This window comes from Bradyrhizobium erythrophlei, assembly GCF_900129505.1.
Lineage (GTDB): Bacteria > Pseudomonadota > Alphaproteobacteria > Rhizobiales > Xanthobacteraceae > Bradyrhizobium > Bradyrhizobium erythrophlei_D.
On record NZ_LT670818.1, the window covers coordinates 8,645,687 to 8,663,553 of the forward strand.

The following is a 17,867-nucleotide window of genomic DNA, read 5'->3' on the forward strand; positions in this document are numbered from 1 at the left end:
TCTCATCTCACAGTGCTCGCGGTCGCGACCGCCGATTCCCACTTCGTCTGATTGGCTTTCAGTTTTGGATGCGACACCAGCAGATGCCACACGACCGCCTGGAATGCCTCGGAATGCGGCGTGACGTTGTCCGGATTGACGGTCGGCACAATGACGCACGCGTCGGCAACCTGGGCCGTATAACCGCCGTCACGCCCGACCACGCCCATAACTTTGGCCCCCACAGACTTCGCAAATTGCAGCGCGGTAACCAAATTCGGGCTGATATTTTTCTCGAGGTTGCCGCCGCCTACCGAGAAGATAAAAACTGCGTCTTTAGCCAGCAGCTTGCTGATCTTGAGCCATTCCACGAAGATCGAAGCCCAGCCGTCGTCGTTGGTACGGGCCGTTAGTTCCGACACATTGTCGGTCGGTGCATAGCATTCTATACCGACGATCTTTCGAAAATCGTTAACCGCATGCGAGCAATTGCCGGCGCTGCCGCCGACGCCAAGGAAGAAGATGCGCCCACCATCCGCCTTCACCTGGGCGAGCAGGTCCGCCATTTTTTCGACCGGAGCCAGATCCATCTTCTCAATGATCTGAGCCGATTCACGCATGTGCTGTTCAGCGTACCCCATCACTCTCCCCTTCCTCTAAAATAGTCCGCAGCTTCGGCGAGGCCCTTGTGTGAGCCGATCTCGTAAAATCGCTCGTGCACCTCGTAGCCAGCTAGTCGTCCCGATAGCGACAGTCGATTATAGACGTCGGCCAGATCGAATGGCCCGGTCGTTTTTTCGTCCTGCAGGATCTGAGCCGAGATGGCTCCGAGGCCATAATCGATGTATTGCATGTCGGGCTTAGGCGCCGACTTATTGTACTCTAGGATGGCGCCACCCCGAAACAGAACGTTGCTCTTGTCCCATCGGTCCTCGTTGCGCTGCACTGTCATGAGCGCTGGTTTGCCGCTTGCAAAAAATGCCCGTTCCACGGCCGAAAAATCGACGGGAAGATAGGAATCTCCATACAGGACCAAGAACTGGGAGTCCAGAAGCGGCAGCGCTTGCCTCAGCGCGCCACCGGTCCCCATAAGCATCGGCCAGTCTTGCGAATAAGACACGGTCAGACCGCTGTTTGAACCGTCGCCGACCACGGCCTCGATCTGCTCTCCCAGAAAGCCCACGCACAGCACAGCCCGGCTGACGCCCTGTCTTCGCAAATAGTCGAGTTGTCGCAAAATGAAGGGCTTACCCGCCACTTCGACCAGTGCCTTAGGAATAGTTTCAGTCAAGGGATGAAGTCGCGTGGCCAGGCCTCCCGCAAGAATGGCCACCGACAGCTTCACGAGAAAAGCACCTTCGTGCCCTCGAAATCGAAGGCGAAGCGGACCTCCTCAAGCCCGGCCGCGGCCATGGCGTGGCGTAGTTTGTTCCGATCATTGGCATAGAAGAGTAGGAAACCGCCGCCACCCGCGCCTACCAGCTTTCCGCCTAAGGCGCCGCTTTTCATGCCGATATCGTACCACTGATCGATCTGGGGGTTGCTCATCCCGCCTGAACGGCGCTTTTTGTGCTCCCAGTGCTCGTGCATCAGTGCGCCGAAATCCATGGTCTTGCCGGACTCAAGAAGCATTTTGCTTTTCAGTCCAAGTTCCTTGACGAAATGCAGGTTAGCGATCATCTCCTTGTCGCTGCTTTTCGTTTTGGTGTTTTGATCCTTCAGAATGGAGCCGGCGCTTCGCGAGAAACCCGTGAAGAACAGCAACAGATTGTCTTCGAGGTCAAACTTGGTATCCATTGAAATGGCAAGCGGCGTGACATCTACCGTGTCATCTGGGTTGAACGTAAAGCAGGTGAGCCCACCGCACGCAGCGATGTATTGATCCTGCTTGCCAATCGGCTCACCCAACCGATCAATCTCAATTTCGCACGCGAGTTTTGCGAGCTCCTTTGGCTCGATCTGACGCATTCGGTGAACGTAAAGCGCTTTCAAGAGCGCCGTGGTGAAGCTGCCGGATGAGCCAAGTCCTGTACCCGAGGGAATATCCGCGAGCGTGGTGATTTCGACCTGCGGCGTCCTGAAGCCGAGCATACTGATCGCTTCGCGGATGATCGGATGCTGCACCTCATCAATCGCATTGACATGTTCAAGCTGGGAGTATTTGAGATAGATCCCCTCCGTGAACGGCCGCATGACGTTGACGTAGACGTACTTGTTGATGGCTCCCGCGATCAGGAAGCCGCCGTGTTCACGATAGTACGACGGCAGATCGGTTCCTCCGCCACCAAGGCTGATACGCAGGGGACTACGAGTGGTGATCATATCCGGACATCCTGTAGATTTTTTCGATGATGGTCAGCGCCTCGATGGCGTCACGCAGGCCGGCGGACGGCGAGCGCTTCAGCCGGATATCTTCCAGAAATTCCGCAAATTCCGTATCCCACGAATTATCCGCCATCGGATACTCCCACGTTGTTGTTTCAGGCGGACCCATTTCCGGGAGCATCTTATAGTACGTCAGCCGCTCGGTGCCATAGCTGCCGCCAAGCCCGTTGATATCGATCTTGCCGTTGCGGCCGTAGATTTCGAACGAGAATGTATTTTTCCATTCGGTGCAGCTGGCGTGAAGAAAAGCGACTTGCCTGGAAGCCGTCTTCAACAGCAGGAAGCCGTTGTCATCGACTGGCATATCCCAGAAATAGGTCGTCGCGAAACCATCGATTTGGGCAAAATCCCCAAGAAACCAGCGCGACAGATCGATCAGATGCGGCCCCTGATCGATCAACTCGCCGCCGCCCGATTTGGCCGGGTCGGACCGCCATTCACGATCATAGCCCACCCGCCCGCCATGGCCGTAGCGTGCACGCAGAAACATCAGGGGGCCGAGCGCGCCTGAGGTCACAAGGTTATGCGCCTTCTGCAGGGCGCGATGGTAGCGGTGATTGAAGCCGACCCGGACGAGGCTGCCATTGGCGGCAGCCGCTTCGGCGAGCCCCGCAAGCTCGGCCGCGCGGCGCGCCGCCGGCTTTTCGATTAGAACATGCTTGCCGGCCGCCACGGCGCCGTGGGCGATTTCCGCAAGCGTGTCGTGCAAGGTCGATATGATGACAATGGAGACGGACGGATCGTTGACCGCCACCTTCCAGTCCGTCAGGGCCTTGCAGCCCGTAACCGAGGCCGCCAACCGATCGGCCCGGTCCTGCGCGATGTCGGCACAGACCAACAGACGCGCGCTGCCGAGCGCCTTTGCGCGCTTCTGGCCGATCAGTCCGCAACCAACAATCGCTACTCCCGCTCCACTGCTCACCGGTCGCCCCATTGCTTGTTCCGGTCGCGTCCGGTAATCCGCCGCAATGTGTAGACGTCACTGGCGTTGAGCTCTTCCAGATGCTTCGGCCAGTCTTCCCAGCGATCCCATTGCGCGGCGATCAGCTTGCCCGTGATGCCGTCGCTCTCGGACGATCCCAGAAAGACGCAAAGTGCGGCGCCAACGTCAAGCGGGGTGCCGCCTTCATCGGCAATCTTTTTCATTCGGTCGAAAAATTGCTGCCCGACCTTCTCCGGTCCGGCTTCGAGAAGCTGGTCCATCATGTGAGTGACCATCGCGCCAGGAGCGATCGCGTTGACGTCGATGCGATCATTCTTGCATTCGAGCGCCAGTGACTCGGTGAACCGCACGACCCCCGCCTTCGATGCCGCATAGGCGGTGATGGCCGGCATCGGGTTCGCTGCTCCGCCTCCGGAAATATTGATGATCTTGCCATAGTGCTGCGCACGCATCATCGGCACCGCTACGCGCGAGACATAGACGAGGCCAAGCAGATTGATCCTGATGGCATCGACCCACTCGTCCCAGTCGACGTCCTCGATATTGCCCATCGGGCCGTAGATGCCGGCGTTGTTGACGAGAATATCCAGGCGGGGGAATTCCGCTTGGAGCTTTTCGAATATCCGGTCGACATCCTTCGCCTCGCCCACATCGCCAACGACAGTCACGACACGCGCATCTGGCGCAAGCAGCGGCGCTAGCGCCTGCTGTTGTTCGCCGAGCTTGTCGGGGCTGCGTGCGCACAGCAACACGCTGGCACCATTTGTCACGTAGTGACGCGCAATCTCCGCCCCTAGCCCCTGGCTGGCGCCGGTAATTAGCGCAAAGCGACCCTCTAGCTTCATTGCACCTTGCCCGCGACGATGTAATCCAGCCCAGATAGGTCGGCCAATTGCTTTGATACAAACGCGTTCTGATCAATCAGCATTGTCCGTTTCATGCTGGGGATCAGCGCTGCGAAGTCGAGCTCGCGAAACTGCGGCCACTCGGTGGCCAACACCACCGCCTCGCTGCCTTTGAAAACCGCGTTGGCCGAGCTGGCGATCGTAACCGCCGAGCTCAATGGCTCGGGCAGCGCTGCCACTTTCGGATCAAAAACGGTTACGTCGGCGCCCTCGGCCACCAGCTCCTCGATGACTTCGATCGCGACGGAGCGCCTGATGGCATCAGTCCCGGCCTTGTAGGCAAGGCCAAGAACGCCGACCTTCTTGCCAGCGAGCGCCCGGAGTTGCCGGCGCAAATGACGAACCACCCATCCCTTGTGATGGTCGTTGCTTTCCAGCACTGCCGCCAGCACGGGAACGCGAACGTCGCCGTCTTTGGCGATGGACTTTAGGAATTGCACGTCGCGCGCCAGCGTGCCGCCGCCAAACGCCGAGCCTGCGCGGACATAGGCTTTCTTGCCAATCCGGGGATCGAGCCGAAGCGCAGTCTCGACTTCGCTCATGTCGGCCGAGACGCTTTCGCAAATCGTGGCGATCTCGTTGGTGAAGGTGACGCAGGTCGCCAGATAGGAATTGAGCGCGTGCTTCACCATCTCTGCCGACTCGACGCGGGTCCACAGCAGGGTGTCGCAGAACGGTTTCAGCACCGGCTCGATCACCTTGCGCGCATCGTCGCTGCGAACGCCGATCACGATGCGCTCCGACTGCGTGAACACCCGAATGGCATCGCCGAGCCGGAGATTTTCCGGAGAATAGGCGAAGGAAACCTTTCGCCCTTTTGCGACCGCCGCGAAATCATGCTCCAGCAGTCCCGTGCTGCCGACCGGCACCTGCGAGGAAATCAGGACGACCGCGCCGTCTTTTAGATGTGGAAAGGTGCCGCGCACCCGGTCAAGCACATAGCCGACATCGGCGACATCGTCGTCGTCGACCGGCGTATCGAAATTGACCCAGAGCAGATCCGCCAAAGACACAGCTGCAGCAATGTCATGGGTGAAGCTGAGCGTGCCAGCCTGCAGGCCTTGCGCCAGCAAAGCGTCGAGGCCGGGCTCGAACAATGGCGCCTTGCCGGCATTGAGCTCGGCCGCCGCCGCCAGTGTCTCCGCAAGACCAACCGTCGCAACGCCTCGCGACGCGAGGCACGCGGCCGTCACGGTGCCGAGATGCCACAAGCCATAGACGCAAACGGTCATGTCCGCGCCTCGACCACCCAAGGATTCGCTATCAGATATTCCAGCGTCGTCATAACGCCCTTCTGAATCGACAGCTTCGGCGTCCAGCCAAGCGCGCGGATCCGTCTGCAATCCAGAAAGATAAACGGGTTGTCGCCGATCCAGCCGCGCTCACCGCCGGTGTATTCTAGCCTGGGTTCCAGCTGCAGCCGCTGGCAAATCCAGCCGATCGACTGATTGACTTCGCAATATTCATCTTGGCCAAGATTGAAGATATTGACACGATCGGTCGCCCGCTCGATCGCGATCATAATCGCGTCGATACAGTCCTGAATATAGAGATAGGATTTGCGTTGCTTGCCATTGCCGAGTACCTCGAGCCGCAACGGATTTGCCAGCAGCTTCTGATAGAAATCGAAGACGTGGCCGTGGGTGTAGCGCTCTCCCAAAATCGAGACGAAGCGGAAGATGAAGCCCTGAAAGCCAAAGCCTTCGCAATAGGACGAAATCAGACCTTCGGCTGCGACCTTGGAGTTGCCATACAGCGAGGTCTGCACCGGGAACGGCGCATTCTCGGGCGTCGGAAAAACCGTCGCTTCGCCATAGACTGAGCCGGTCGAAGAAAACGCTATCCTCTTGATACCGTGGGCCCGCATAGCTTCCAGCACATTGTAAGTCGCAATAGTGTTCTGTTCGATATCCTTGAACGGATGATGCGTACCGAAGCGGACATCAGCGTTAGCCGCGAGATGAAAGACTATGTCGCTGCCCGCGATCGCGGATCGCAGCACCTCGGTGTTCAGCAGGTCAGCCTCGACAAGTTTGAATTGTGACGACTTGGACGCGCCTTCGAGGAAGCGGCGCTGGCCGGTGGAAAAATTGTCGTAGCCGACGACGCTGTGGCCAGTTGCAAGAAGCCGATCGACCAGACTGCTGCCGATGAAGCCGGCGGCCCCGGTAACGAAACATTGCATACACAAATGTCCTTATTCGGGGGTGATGAGTTCAAGCTGGCGGCTGGAGCTGCCCTCAGGCTGGAGAAACACCCAGAACCTGTTCGCGAAGTAATTGCAGAGAGGCGCAATAATCGCGAGTGCGACCAACGATGGTTTATAGTCGATACCAAGGACCGCGGTCGCCACCCACACCGCAGTCGTGCTGAGCAGAAACGCCGCCAGCGAACTGACGGCAAATTTCAGCAGATAATCGCGATAGCGTCCCGAGACCACAAACGTGAACCGGAAATGACCGAGATAAGACACCAGGAATGCGGCGGCAAAGCCGACCATTGCGGCGACTGTCGGATTCGCGCCTGCAACTGCAACCAAGACCATCGCGATTCCAACATGAACGACCGTTGCCATCGCACCCACGGTGGAAAAACGCATCAGCCGCCGGAACTCCTCGGCAAATCCCGATTGCATCACGAGGGCTTTCTGGCCGTGACCACGCAACGAATCCCGCGGGGAAACGTGACCGCGCGCGCCATCGCCTCTTCAACGGCCATAATTGCATGACCGATCGGATTAAGACGAGATGTAGCGCCGATCGCGTTGGTCACATGCTTTTCGCGTTCTGCCGCTGGCTTCGGACTGCTTTGCGACAGCTTTTTCGCAAGATAGAAGGCCGGATAGATCAGCGCGCCAAGATAATTTCGGCGTTCGACCTTGAGACCGGCGCCTTCGATCAGCTTGCACAAGCCGGGCAGAGTATAGCGGCGAAAATGCTGCAGCTGCCGATCATAGTCGTCGAACAATTCAGGACCGGCTGGGACCTCAATGACCGCGACACCGCCCGGCTTTAGCATGCGCGCGATATGTCCGGTCGCGGCGACGTCGTCTTCAATGTGCTCAAGGACATTGAGGAGAACCATTGCGTCATAGGTATCCGAGGGCAACGGACTATCAGCGAGATTGAAACGAACCAGGGGAATGTCCGGCATCTGCTCCCCTAGTTTCACAAGGGTTCCAAGAGTGTAGTCCCCACCTATCAGTGTCGCATGAGGCAGGCTGCGGCGCATATCGGCGAGCAGGTGACCGGCAGAACACCCAACCTCCATAATAGAGGCCGGCCTTCCGCCCAGCGCCCGCTTGAGTTCGTTGATTGCGTGATCGCGTGAGGCCACATCAATGAAGTGAGTGCCCGATTCCGTGGCGCTTTCATGAAGTTCGGTCAGTTCGTCGGACCAGCCCGATTCGCCGACCTCGTATGCGAGTACCCGCATCGTTTTACCTGAGCGGACAAAGGCGCCCCCGTTCCAGATCGGAGAATCTTCCCCGACCGACACAGGAGGAAACATCATGTCTTTCATCGTCACTGGCAATCGCACTCTCGGATAGGCCGTTAGGCGTGCCCTACTTAAGGCTGCTCGACGACTGGTCGACAAGATCGGAAAAGTTTACTTTCCTGTCGACGATATACATCGGCCTGCGCTTGGTTTCATCGTAAATCCGACCGATATACTCGCCCACCACGCCAAGAGCCAGCAATTGTACCCCTGAAAAGAAGGAAACAACAAGCACGGTTGTGGGCAGGCCTGGCGTTAGATCGATCCCCATAAGCTTTTGAATTACATACCATAATCCAATCGCAAAACTGATTGCAGCGACCATGAAGCCACCCATCGACATCAGCTGCAGCGGACGACTGCTGAAGCCGACCAGCCCATTAATGCCAATCCGGAGCGATCCTATCAGCCGGTTATAATTGCCACTACCCGTCAGCCTCGCGTCCCTGCTGTACAGCACCGCCGCCTGCTTGAATCCCACAAACGCAACCATGCCACGCAGGAACCCATGGGTTTCGGAGAGCCGTCGCAGCTCTTCGATGACCCGGCGCGACATGATCCGGAAGTCGCCGGTATTGCGTGGAATCTGAACGTCGCTCAGGCGATTGATGACGGAATAACCAAAATAGGAAACTGCCTTTTTGATGAGCGTTTCCCCCTGGCGCGAAGAACGCATCGCATAGACAACCTCGTAGCCTTCGGCCATCTTTTTGTAGAGCTGTTCGATGAGTTCCGGCTGATCCTGGAGATCAACATCAATCACAACGCATTTTTCTCCCGTGCAGTTCAGGATCCCCGCCATCGTCGCGGCGGGCTGACCGAATCGGCGGGAAAACAGGATCAACTTAACGGCAGGGTTACGGTCGATCTCCTTCAGGATCACCGCCTCAGTATCGTCCGGAGACGGATCAAGCGCGAAAATGATCTCGTAGCTGATGCCCATCCTGGCCATCACGGCCTCAGAACGCGCGAGGAACGGCCGAATATTACCGGCCTCCTTGTAGACTGGAACGACAATCGACAAGGCAACATTCAAAGAAGAATCTGGCTTCGGCGGGTGCAAAACGCTCATCACCTAATCCCTTGGTAGCATGACCCCAAAAGACGAAAACACGCGCTCCCTCAGCAAGGAGACCATCCTCGTCTCGTGTGAACCGCACTCGGAAGACATTCGCCTCCAACTGACATCGCCACGGGCGGTCAGGGATCCGAAAGCCAACTGGACGCGATTGCCTTAGCCGCTCCTCTAGATGGATGCCGGAAGTGAATCAAGGTATTCTTGAACCCGTTAGATGGATCGAATTGCCCTACAGTCAGCCTTGGCCATCGCCGGCTAACGAACCCAATCAGGGCCGACGCATGACGTCGAATTGTGTGGTCCGCATGAGCAGCCCGGGTGCGGCCGAATTAGCCTCGGACCGCAGCACGATCGAGATTGGCATAGGCTTGTCATAGTGCGGAATAGGCCACGGCCGGTACCCCATGAAAGTTCGCCACGATTTTTCCGAAACTTGAAAGGGGATTCCGCGCCGTCCAAGTTCGACCACCAGAAAGATATTAAATTGGGGCGCCTCTCCCACATCAATGACCGCTCCGCTCGCAACAACGTCCGCCATCCGATCGGTTTCTTCCAGCGAAAAACGATAGAGCGGCGGAGTCGAATCTCCGCCAAGAGAGGACAATCCGTTCACGAAACGCGGCAGGCCAAAGCCGACCGGCGTGAGCAATAACACAGCAAAAAAGATCCAAAATCGGACGCGCCCGGCGAGAAACAATTCCTCATTTAAGAGAACGGCCACTGCGCATATAGGTGTGGCAACGAAAAGCAGTGAGATTTCGTAGAACCGCCACCGCTCATCGAAGGCGTACAGCATACCGGCCATCGTAGCTGAACCCAGAACCAGAGCAGTCGCCCCCGGCGATTTCCAGATGATCGCAGAGATACAGATGCACACAAAAACCGTAGTAAAAATGATCCTCATGGGACCGACGAGCAAAACCGGTCCCGTTGTTCCCAATGGTCCTGCGATCTGCATCGCCCAGTCCGCTAGGATTTTCCAATCCAGACTCATGGGAATGAAGCCCGTGTAGAGTGGTCGAGCGACGACCCCGCTCGACACGACTGCTATGACGATAAGCGCGGCAAGTATCATCGAGCATCGTGCAGTTTGACTAACCATCAACGCGTCACGCTGTTCCCAAACGAGGCGCGTCACGAGAAAGCACGACCCGAAGACGCCGAGCGCAACTGCTGTTAGCTGCGCGTTGAACATAAGGACCGTGCAAATCACGCACGCAACAAGCGCGCCAAGTGCAGCGAGAGGAAATTCCTCCTCGACTGAAATCAAGCGACAGAGCGCAAAAAACATCGCTACCACCAATATGGTGGCCGGGAATCCCACGATTTTTCCGAGATAGCCAATCAGCCCGAAGTCGAACCATACGCTGACAAACAACGCAGCCGCAAGCAGCAAAAAAACCGCACGAGTTCGGCTAAAGACGGCACTCACACCAATAGAGGCAGCGGTAAGGGCAATTGCACAGGTCAGATCATAGGCGAACGCCGCGGATCGGCCCGATATCACCGAAACTAACGCTAGAAGCGAAAAACTTCCGAACCTCGGATCCCGTGTGAACAAGTAATCAGGATAGCTCCCATAGATATCCTCCGGAGGATGGGTGAGGGCCGTATTTGTTACATGCATACGAATCCAATCGGCAATATTCGCATAGCCGAGCTGATCAGTTCCATTGGCGTAAAGCAAAGCTGGACCACCAAAGAACAGATCCGTGCGTGTCACAGTCAACGTTGCACATACACTGAGAGCGATGGCGGCGACAACGAGACAAGGCAATCCGCTCACCATATCCTGACGACCAAAAACGTAAACAGCCAACAGACTCACTGATAATAGAGCTCCACCAGCGACCAACGTCGCCTTCCAGTAGGTCATCATCAGAATAACGTGGATTGCCAACGCCGCGCACGGCAACAGCAGCAGCCCCGAAAACGCTGCGCATGCAGCCGGGAAGGCGATTTGACGTCCGAACGGTGCGACCACGCACCATCCGCAAAGAGTAAAAAGTAATAGGGTCGAGAGAATGACTGTGACGTTCTGCACAAAAATCATAATGTTTCGCGTTCTAGCTGAACTCCAGGAGTACGGTGCAAGAGCTTCTATAGCTCTCTCGAGAAACTCATGCCTGACGATCACCTCACGGATCTCGGGATTTTCGAAAAAGAGATAACGGAAAGTCCGTCACTCAATTGGGTCGCGCGCGGCGCGCAAACATGATTGCCAAACCATTCTGTCGAGATCGCGACCCGCGATCGTGAGCGAAGATGTTGCCCGGAAACGACCCAGCGATCAGTAAATGCCAACGTCGCCGTCTCGTCGTCTGAAAGGTTATATTCATAGCGCAGAATACTTTTCAGCGATTTGATCAACAGAACGCGCCACCTCCCATCGGCCACTTTTTATGAATCGGTTAGCCGGCTCAGAATAAAATCGAGCGATGAGCCGCGAACCAAAGAGAAGCGCAACCAGCAAGAGGACAGGCCAGATGTCCCCCATTGCGATCTGCATCCTGGGATCGGTGTTAGTAAAAGAGGACATAAAGATGGGATGAAGGGCAATAATCACGAACATGTGCGACAGGTAAATTTCGTAGCTCAATTCACCAAGCTTTTCTAAGGGCATGAAGGCGAAAAATCGTCGTGCGTCCGAGCGAGCCGTTCCCAGCAGATAAACTGCTGAACCGATGCCCATCAGCGTTGGTCCCCAAGTCAGACTTGCGATTGTGTCCTGTGTCCATATGAAGTTCGCTCCGATCAGAATAGCGCCAGCGTAGCGAAGACATCGAAGTAGCGGTCGGCTTTGATCCCAACTTTTCGTCATGGCCAATCCGAGCGCTACGATTGCCCCAAGCGCGATGCCGTCAAAATTGCAGAGATAAGGATATGGCTGGACTGTTTGCGCGCGCCAAAACGGGCCGATAATTGCCAGTCCAACCAGTCCTGCAATTAATATCCCCCGATTCCTGACAAACAACAGGAGTGCAGGAAAACAAAGGTAGAAAACCTCCTCGACAGACAATGACCATAAAGGATCCCACAACCGGGAACCGGTCGGCATATACAGATTATAACGAAATGTGAAAAATGTACCAAAGCCGCTTCGGCAGCGTGCCCCAGTCAATTGAAAACCGCTCGATACCAAGGCACGCGACCACAACAGCGCCGCACAGCATCAAAACCAAGCATGGCGCGATGCGACCAACGCGGTCAAGATAGAACGTGCCAATCGAGAACCTGCCCGAATGGTCCGATGCGGCGACAAGTTTATTGGTGATGAGAAAACCGGAAATCGTAAAAAAAACGAAAACACCATGATAGCCGTTGTGAATGATTGCAACGCGGAGCTGGTCGGGAAAATGATAAAAGATGGCTGGGATATACCCGCAGGCGTGTGAAAGCACTACCATCAGCGTAGCTAAGCCGCGCAATCTATCTACGTAAGCGTTGCGCACTGCATCCCCCTATTTCGTCCATCCCGGAGCCGCGACGGGCCAATCTGGCAAACCGAATCTCGCTCGCCTGGCGCAATATCCTCATTGAAAATTGCCAGTCCCGCTCCGCTGAAATTCTGACCATCTGAGGATCCCCGGGAGAGTCCACCCAACCCTGCTCGCCGGGCCAATGATTCGTTCGGCGCCAATGCACGCCGCGGTCCGGCGCAACATTGATTCTCAAAACAAAATGCCCTAAAAGCCAGTCAGCAGCCGACTTTCCGTCTTTCAACTCAAGATGCTTTCCACCGTCATGTCTTGCTTGGAAGACGTCTCACACGTCAAGAGATGACTCATTCATGTCGAAAAAGACAGCGTTAATTACCGGGGTCACCGGCCAGGACGGCGCCTATCTTGCCGAACTACTCCTGACCAAGGGATACTCGGTCCACGGCATCAAGCGCCGGACATCGCTGATCAATACCGATCGCATCGACCACATCTACCACGACCCTCACGACAAGGGCTTTGACTTTACGCTGCACCACGGCGACCTGACGGATTCGTCGAGCCTCATCCGGATTGTCGAGGAAGTTCAGCCAGACGAGATCTACAATCTTGCGGCGCAAAGCCACGTCGCGGTCTCGTTCGAGGAGCCCGAATACACCGCCAATTCGGACGCGCTCGGCCCGCTGCGCATTCTCGAAGCTTTGCGTATCCTGGGATTGGAAAAGAAGTCACGGTTTTATCAGGCTTCCACCTCAGAACTTTACGGGCTCGTCCAGGAAACGCCGCAGAAAGAAACAACGGCGTTCTATCCGCGCTCGCCCTACGCCGTTGCCAAGCTTTACGCCTACTGGATCACTGTCAACTACCGTGAAGCTTATGGCATCTACGCTTGCAACGGAATCTTGTTCAACCACGAGTCGCCGCTTCGGGGCGAGACGTTCGTAACCCGGAAGATCACGCGCGCGTTGGCGAGAATCAAGCTTGGACTTCAGGAGCGCGTGCATCTCGGCAACCTAGGTGCGAAGCGCGACTGGGGGCATGCCCGAGACTATGTCGAGATGCAGTGGCTGATGCTGCAGCAAGAGACGCCTGAGGACTACGTGATCGCCACCGGCGAGCAGCACTCGGTGCGCGACTTCGTCAAATATGCCGCGGAGGAAGTCGGCATCAATGTGCGGTGGGAAGGTAAGGGCGTCGACGAAAAGGGCTACAATGCCGAGACCGGGCAATGCATCGTCGCGATCGACGCGCGGTATTTCCGGCCGGCAGAAGTCGAAACCTTGCTCGGTGACGCGTCAAAGGCCAAGCGACAGCTGGGATGGGTACCGAAAACCTCGTTCCGGGATCTTGTGAGCGAGATGATGCGAGAGGATCTTAAACTCGCAGAGCGGGATGAACTCGTGAAGAAACATGGCTTCCGGTTTTTTAATCACCACGAATGAGGGTTTCATTCGTGTTGCCAGAGTCGCAAAACTGGTTCGACCGGCGCCTCGAACGCGGCCGCCCATTATAAACGTCCTCAGCTGACGAGGCCGGTTTCCGGACATCGACTTGCGCATTCTTCACGCATACAAAATTTATCGACCGGACATCGAAGGCGGAATACCAGCCGTCATGTCCAGCCTCGCGCAAGGCTCCGACCAAAACATCAGCCATTCAATCCTGTGTGCACGGCGTCGCGGTGCTGCGCGTCAATACACCATAGACGGCGTACTGGTCGAAGCGGTTGCGTCGCTGGGCACGCTGTTTTCCACGCCCCTTGCACCGGGATATATTCCGGCGTTCGTACGCCGCGCAGCATCGGCCGACGTCGTTGTCCATCACGCGCCGCTCCCGCTGAATGATGCCGCGATATTGCTGGGTCTGCCCGATGACGTTGGCTTGATCGTCTATTGGCACGCCGAGATCGTCGGCTATCCGTTGCTCAAGTGCCTGGTCGCGCCCCTAATCCGCCGGGTGTTGGCGCGTGCCGATCGTATCGTCGTCTCCGGGCAGCCGATAATCGACAATTCGGAGTTTCTCAGGCCGCACGCAGAAAAGTGCGACGTTCTTGCCTACGGCATGGATCTCGACTATTGGCGCACGCTGGATGCGAGCGAGCGGGCCAGTGCGGACGAGCTCCGGCGCCGGCAGCCGCGCCACATTGTGGCGCTCGGCCGCCTCGTTGGATACAAGGGTTACGATGTGCTGGTCCGCGCCATGCGAACCATCGATGGTTACACGACCATCGTCGGCGAAGGCCCGCTGCTCGCGGAGTTGCAGCACCTAGCCACCACGCTCGGCGTCTCTGATCGAATCCGCTTTGCTGGGCGCCTGACCCGCAGCGAGATCAAGCAACTCTTTTATTCCGCGCGGGTCTTTGCGTTTCCCTCCGTCACCGAAGCCGAGGCGTTCGGGATTGTCCAGATCGAGGCCATGGCCGCGGGCTTGCCGATCGTGAACACGCACCTCGCAACCACCGTTCCACTGGTTGCGCGCCATGGCCGGGAAGCGTTAACCGTCGCGCCAAACGATCCGCAGGCGTTATCGCAAGCTTTGAGCCGCATTCTCGACGAGCCGGCGTTGGCCGAAAGGCTGGGCTCCGGCGGACGGGAGCGGGCCAATAGCGAATTCGACCAAGTTGTATTCCGTGAACGCATGGCCGCCATTTACGAAGAGGCGGTACTGGCGCGGAAATATCGCGGGACGGCGCGGCGCTGAATTCCCCCTCATCAAGGCCGTGACCAGCGCGCGGCATTTCAATCAAGGTGAAACTTTTCTAGCTGGCGGTGCTGCCCCCTGATAATACGAACCGTGCCCGTCACAGAACGCATCACGATGGTTTCTGTTTCGATGAAATGCGTGCGAAATTTGACACCGGACACCAGAGCGCCAGTGGTGACGCCGGTGGCGGCAAAGAGGCAATCACCCCTCACCATATCTTCGACCGAAAAGATCATTTGCGGGTCGGTTAAACCCATTCGGGCGGCGCGTTCGCGCTTCTCATCGGTGTCGAGCACCAGCCGGCATTGCATCTGGCCGCCGATACAGCGCAATGCCGCTGCCGCCAAAACTCCCTCGGGAGCGCCACCCGTACTCATATAGATATCGACACCGCTATTTTCCGGATCCGCGGTGTGGATGACGCCGGCAACGTCGCCATCGCTGATCAGGCGTACGGCGGCTCCAGTGCTGCGCACAGCCGCAATAATGTCGGCATGCCGCGGACGATCCATGACCAGCGCCGTGATCGCGGAAGGCGGAACGCCTTTCGCCCTTGCCAAGCGGCGAATATTGTCGGCCGGCGGCGCGTCCAGCTCCACCACGCCTTCGGCGTAACCGGGACCGATCGCAACTTTCTGCATGTAGACGTCGGGTGCGTTCAACAGCGTGCCGCCCTCCGCCATCGCCATGGTTGCGATCGCACCCGGCATACCCTTGGCACAGAGGGTTGTGCCGTCAAGCGGATCGACGGCGATGTCGACCTTCGGCCCATTGCTATTGCCTACTTTCTCGCCGATGAAGAGCATCGGCGCCTTATCGCGCTCGCCCTCGCCGATCACGATGGTACCGTCGATCGGTATCTTGTTGAGTTCGCGCCGCATGGCATCTACGGCAGCTTGGTCGGCGGCGACCTTGTTGCCATGGCCTCGCAAGCGCGCAGCCGAAACCGCCGCCCGTTCCGTTACGCGTACGATTTCGAGCGTGAGAATACGTTCCAGCAGTTGCTGGGGTGGAACGGCAACGATTTCCGGCATTCCTCAATTCTCCAGCGCTTAAAAAATGGCGGATTGGCCCACCAGATCCCTTTGTCGTGTAACATCGCACAGCAACGGGCAGTCGGAGCTGTTCACGGCCCCCGTGAATGCCCAAGAGCAGTTTCTTTCGCGGATCAAATGGGTTACCTAGGGGCCGCGACGCGCCAAATCTAATGCGGATTTTTCTGCTTATGACTGCTACTCTTGACGACGGGCCTCGAAACCCACCGCGCTCACTGCTCGTGACGCGCGGCGGAACCGGCTTTGACTTCAGTATGGCGATCTCGGATTTCAGCTACGGGCTCGCCTTGTGGCGACTCTGGGTACGGCTCGGCTGGAACGATATTCTGCAGCGCTACCGTCGCTCGATGCTGGGACCGTTCTGGCTGACCGCGAGCATGGCCATTATGGTGATCGTGCTCGGCGTTCTCTATGCTGAGCTGTTCAATACGCCGATCCATGATTTCCTGCCGTACTTGTGCGTTGGTCTGCTGGTGTGGAATCTCATGTCCAGCTTTCTGATTGAGGGCGGCGCGCTTTTCACCGGCGCCGAATCTTACATCAAACAAATCAGACTACCCTATTCGGTGTACGTCTACCGGTCGAGCTGGAGCAAGCTTGTCATCTTCGCCCACAATTTCATAATCTACTTTGGCGTCTTACTTTATTTCGAAATTTGGCCAGGCACTGTGGCACTGCTGGCAATCCCAGGTCTGCTGCTCATCCTGCTGAACGGTGCAGCCATCACGCTTCTTATCGGCATGGTGTCCGCACGATTCCGCGACGTTCCGCAACTTATTAACTCTGTGGTTCAGATCGTGTTTTTCGTAACGCCCATCATGTGGAAGCCGGAATTGCTTCGGGGCCGCGCCTATATTGCAGACTTCAACCCCTTCTACCATTTGCTGGAAATCGTTCGTGCGCCTTTGCTCGGGAGTCTGCCGTCGGCCAAGAGCTATGCGGCCGTTCTGCTAATCACGTTGGTCAACGCCGTCATCGTCGGCGCATTTTTCGCGCGGTTTCGATCGCGTATTTCCTATTGGGTCTGAGATCGATGGCACCCCACTCAATAAATTCCGCCGGCGAGACTGAACTATCGCTCGAACGCGTCAACGTCTCGTTTCCAATTTATCATGGCGGTTCCCGGTCGCTGAAGAAGAGCTTGCTGTTCCGCAGTTCCGGCGGACAGCTCGCCAGCGACGCCAGCCATCGCATAACCGTGGAAGCATTGAGGAATGTCTCGCTTCACTTCCGCACTGGCGACCGCGTGGCCCTGATTGGGACCAACGGCGCGGGAAAAACCACGTTGCTGCGCACGATGGCCGGCATCTACGAACCCGTGAGCGGGGTCGTGTCCTCCATCGGCCGGATTTCGCCAATGTTCGATATCAGCCTCGGAATTGACGGCGAAATCAACGGCTATGACAATATCCGCCTCCGCGGCCTCGTCCTCGGCCTGACAACGAGCGAGATCGAAGAGCGGTTGCCAGACATCGTCGAATTCACCGAGCTCGGCGACTATCTCGACATCCCGGTCCGCACTTATTCTTCAGGAATGATGACTCGGCTGACGTTCGCGGTCGCTACATGTTTCGCTCCCGAGATCGTTCTAATGGACGAGTGGATCGTCGCGGGTGACGCCAGTTTTCTGGCGAAGGCGCAGCACCGCATCGAGGCATTCGTGGAAAAGGCAGGCATTCTGGTCCTTGCGTCGCACAGTAACGATATTTGCCGGCAATGGTGCAACAAAGCTGTCTGGATGGAACGCGGCGAGGTGAAATTGCACGGCGATATCGAGAGTGTTCTCGATGCGTACACGACTGAGATTAGATCAACGTGATCTTTAGGCTGCGCGATCGATTCACAGAGTTACCGATTGATCCGGAACACGCGGCTATTTTT

At 57.1% G+C, this 17,867-nt stretch carries 18 protein-coding genes; 4 read left to right on the top strand and 14 right to left on the bottom strand.

The features are described from left to right. Positions 1 to 2: 2 nt before the first annotated feature. From B5525_RS40915 to B5525_RS40975, 13 genes are all read right to left on the bottom strand, one after another. Positions 3 to 620: an SIS domain-containing protein gene (locus B5525_RS40915; RefSeq protein ID WP_079571970.1), complete on the bottom strand. Its 618-nt coding sequence runs from the start codon at positions 618 to 620 to the stop codon at positions 3 to 5. Then, positions 620 to 1,324: a nucleotidyltransferase family protein gene (locus B5525_RS40920; RefSeq protein ID WP_197687890.1), complete on the bottom strand. Its 705-nt coding sequence runs from the start codon at positions 1,322 to 1,324 to the stop codon at positions 620 to 622. The genes B5525_RS40915 and B5525_RS40920 overlap by 1 nt, the downstream gene beginning before the upstream one ends. Next, positions 1,321 to 2,301: a galactokinase gene (locus B5525_RS40925; protein ID WP_079571972.1), complete on the bottom strand. Its 981-nt coding sequence runs from the start codon at positions 2,299 to 2,301 to the stop codon at positions 1,321 to 1,323. The genes B5525_RS40920 and B5525_RS40925 overlap by 4 nt, the downstream gene beginning before the upstream one ends. Continuing rightward, the gene (locus tag B5525_RS40930) at positions 2,285 to 3,298 is read right to left on the bottom strand and encodes a Gfo/Idh/MocA family protein (protein WP_079571974.1); all 1,014 of its coding nucleotides are present in this window, start codon (positions 3,296 to 3,298) and stop codon (positions 2,285 to 2,287) included. Before B5525_RS40930 ends, B5525_RS40925 begins: the two co-directional genes overlap by 17 nt. Next, a complete protein-coding gene (locus B5525_RS40935) occupies positions 3,283 to 4,152 on the bottom strand; it encodes an SDR family NAD(P)-dependent oxidoreductase (protein WP_079571975.1) in 870 nt (289 codons plus the stop codon). The genes B5525_RS40930 and B5525_RS40935 overlap by 16 nt, the downstream gene beginning before the upstream one ends. Then, a complete protein-coding gene (locus B5525_RS40940) occupies positions 4,149 to 5,444 on the bottom strand; it encodes a nucleotide sugar dehydrogenase (protein WP_079571977.1) in 1,296 nt (431 codons plus the stop codon). Before B5525_RS40940 ends, B5525_RS40935 begins: the two co-directional genes overlap by 4 nt. Continuing rightward, the gene (locus tag B5525_RS40945; protein WP_079571979.1) at positions 5,441 to 6,397 is read right to left on the bottom strand and encodes an NAD-dependent epimerase/dehydratase family protein; all 957 of its coding nucleotides are present in this window, start codon (positions 6,395 to 6,397) and stop codon (positions 5,441 to 5,443) included. Before B5525_RS40945 ends, B5525_RS40940 begins: the two co-directional genes overlap by 4 nt. 12 nt (positions 6,398 to 6,409) lie before the next feature. Next, on the bottom strand, positions 6,410 to 6,847 hold the full coding sequence (locus B5525_RS40950) for a GtrA family protein (protein WP_079571980.1): 438 nt from the start codon (positions 6,845 to 6,847) through the stop codon (positions 6,410 to 6,412). After that, complete coding sequence (locus B5525_RS40955; protein ID WP_079571982.1) at positions 6,847 to 7,734, bottom strand: class I SAM-dependent methyltransferase; 888 nt, start codon at positions 7,732 to 7,734, stop codon at positions 6,847 to 6,849. Before B5525_RS40955 ends, B5525_RS40950 begins: the two co-directional genes overlap by 1 nt. Before the next feature lie 43 nt (positions 7,735 to 7,777). Further along, positions 7,778 to 8,782, bottom strand: a complete 1,005-nt coding sequence (locus B5525_RS40960) for a glycosyltransferase family 2 protein (RefSeq protein WP_079571983.1) — start codon at positions 8,780 to 8,782, stop codon at positions 7,778 to 7,780. Between the two features lie 274 nt (positions 8,783 to 9,056). Further along, positions 9,057 to 10,841, bottom strand: a complete 1,785-nt coding sequence (locus B5525_RS40965; protein WP_079571985.1) for a hypothetical protein — start codon at positions 10,839 to 10,841, stop codon at positions 9,057 to 9,059. Between the two features lie 282 nt (positions 10,842 to 11,123). After that, entirely contained in the window at positions 11,124 to 11,846 is a 723-nt protein-coding gene (locus B5525_RS40970; protein WP_079571986.1) for an acyltransferase family protein, read from the bottom strand. A gap of 7 nt (positions 11,847 to 11,853) precedes the next feature. Next, the gene (locus tag B5525_RS40975) at positions 11,854 to 12,240 is read right to left on the bottom strand and encodes an acyltransferase family protein (protein WP_154073740.1); all 387 of its coding nucleotides are present in this window, start codon (positions 12,238 to 12,240) and stop codon (positions 11,854 to 11,856) included. Between the two features lie 338 nt (positions 12,241 to 12,578). Between B5525_RS40975 and gmd the strand changes: the two genes are divergently transcribed. Together gmd and B5525_RS40985 are read left to right on the top strand one after the other, a co-directional pair. Beyond that, the gene (gene gmd, locus B5525_RS40980) at positions 12,579 to 13,670 is read left to right on the top strand and encodes a GDP-mannose 4,6-dehydratase (RefSeq protein WP_079571988.1); all 1,092 of its coding nucleotides are present in this window, start codon (positions 12,579 to 12,581) and stop codon (positions 13,668 to 13,670) included. Positions 13,671 to 13,779: 109 nt separating this feature from the next. After that, on the top strand, positions 13,780 to 14,928 hold the full coding sequence (locus B5525_RS40985) for a glycosyltransferase (protein WP_079571989.1): 1,149 nt from the start codon (positions 13,780 to 13,782) through the stop codon (positions 14,926 to 14,928). A 38-nt stretch (positions 14,929 to 14,966) separates the two neighbouring features. Here the strand turns inward: B5525_RS40985 and glpX are convergent, their stop codons facing one another. Beyond that, positions 14,967 to 15,965 carry a class II fructose-bisphosphatase gene (glpX, locus tag B5525_RS40990; protein ID WP_079571991.1) on the bottom strand — a complete coding sequence of 333 codons (999 nt, stop codon included), beginning with the start codon at positions 15,963 to 15,965 and terminating at the stop codon, positions 14,967 to 14,969. Positions 15,966 to 16,156: 191 nt separating this feature from the next. On the opposite strand from glpX, the gene B5525_RS40995 reads away from it, so the two are divergent. Together B5525_RS40995 and B5525_RS41000 are read left to right on the top strand one after the other, a co-directional pair. Then, positions 16,157 to 17,014, top strand: coding sequence for an ABC transporter permease (locus B5525_RS40995; protein ID WP_425305242.1), 858 nt, complete (start codon positions 16,157 to 16,159; stop codon positions 17,012 to 17,014). 5 nt (positions 17,015 to 17,019) lie between these two features. Beyond that, a complete protein-coding gene (locus B5525_RS41000) occupies positions 17,020 to 17,805 on the top strand; it encodes an ABC transporter ATP-binding protein (RefSeq protein ID WP_079571993.1) in 786 nt (261 codons plus the stop codon). The last annotated feature ends 62 nt before the right edge of the window (positions 17,806 to 17,867 follow it).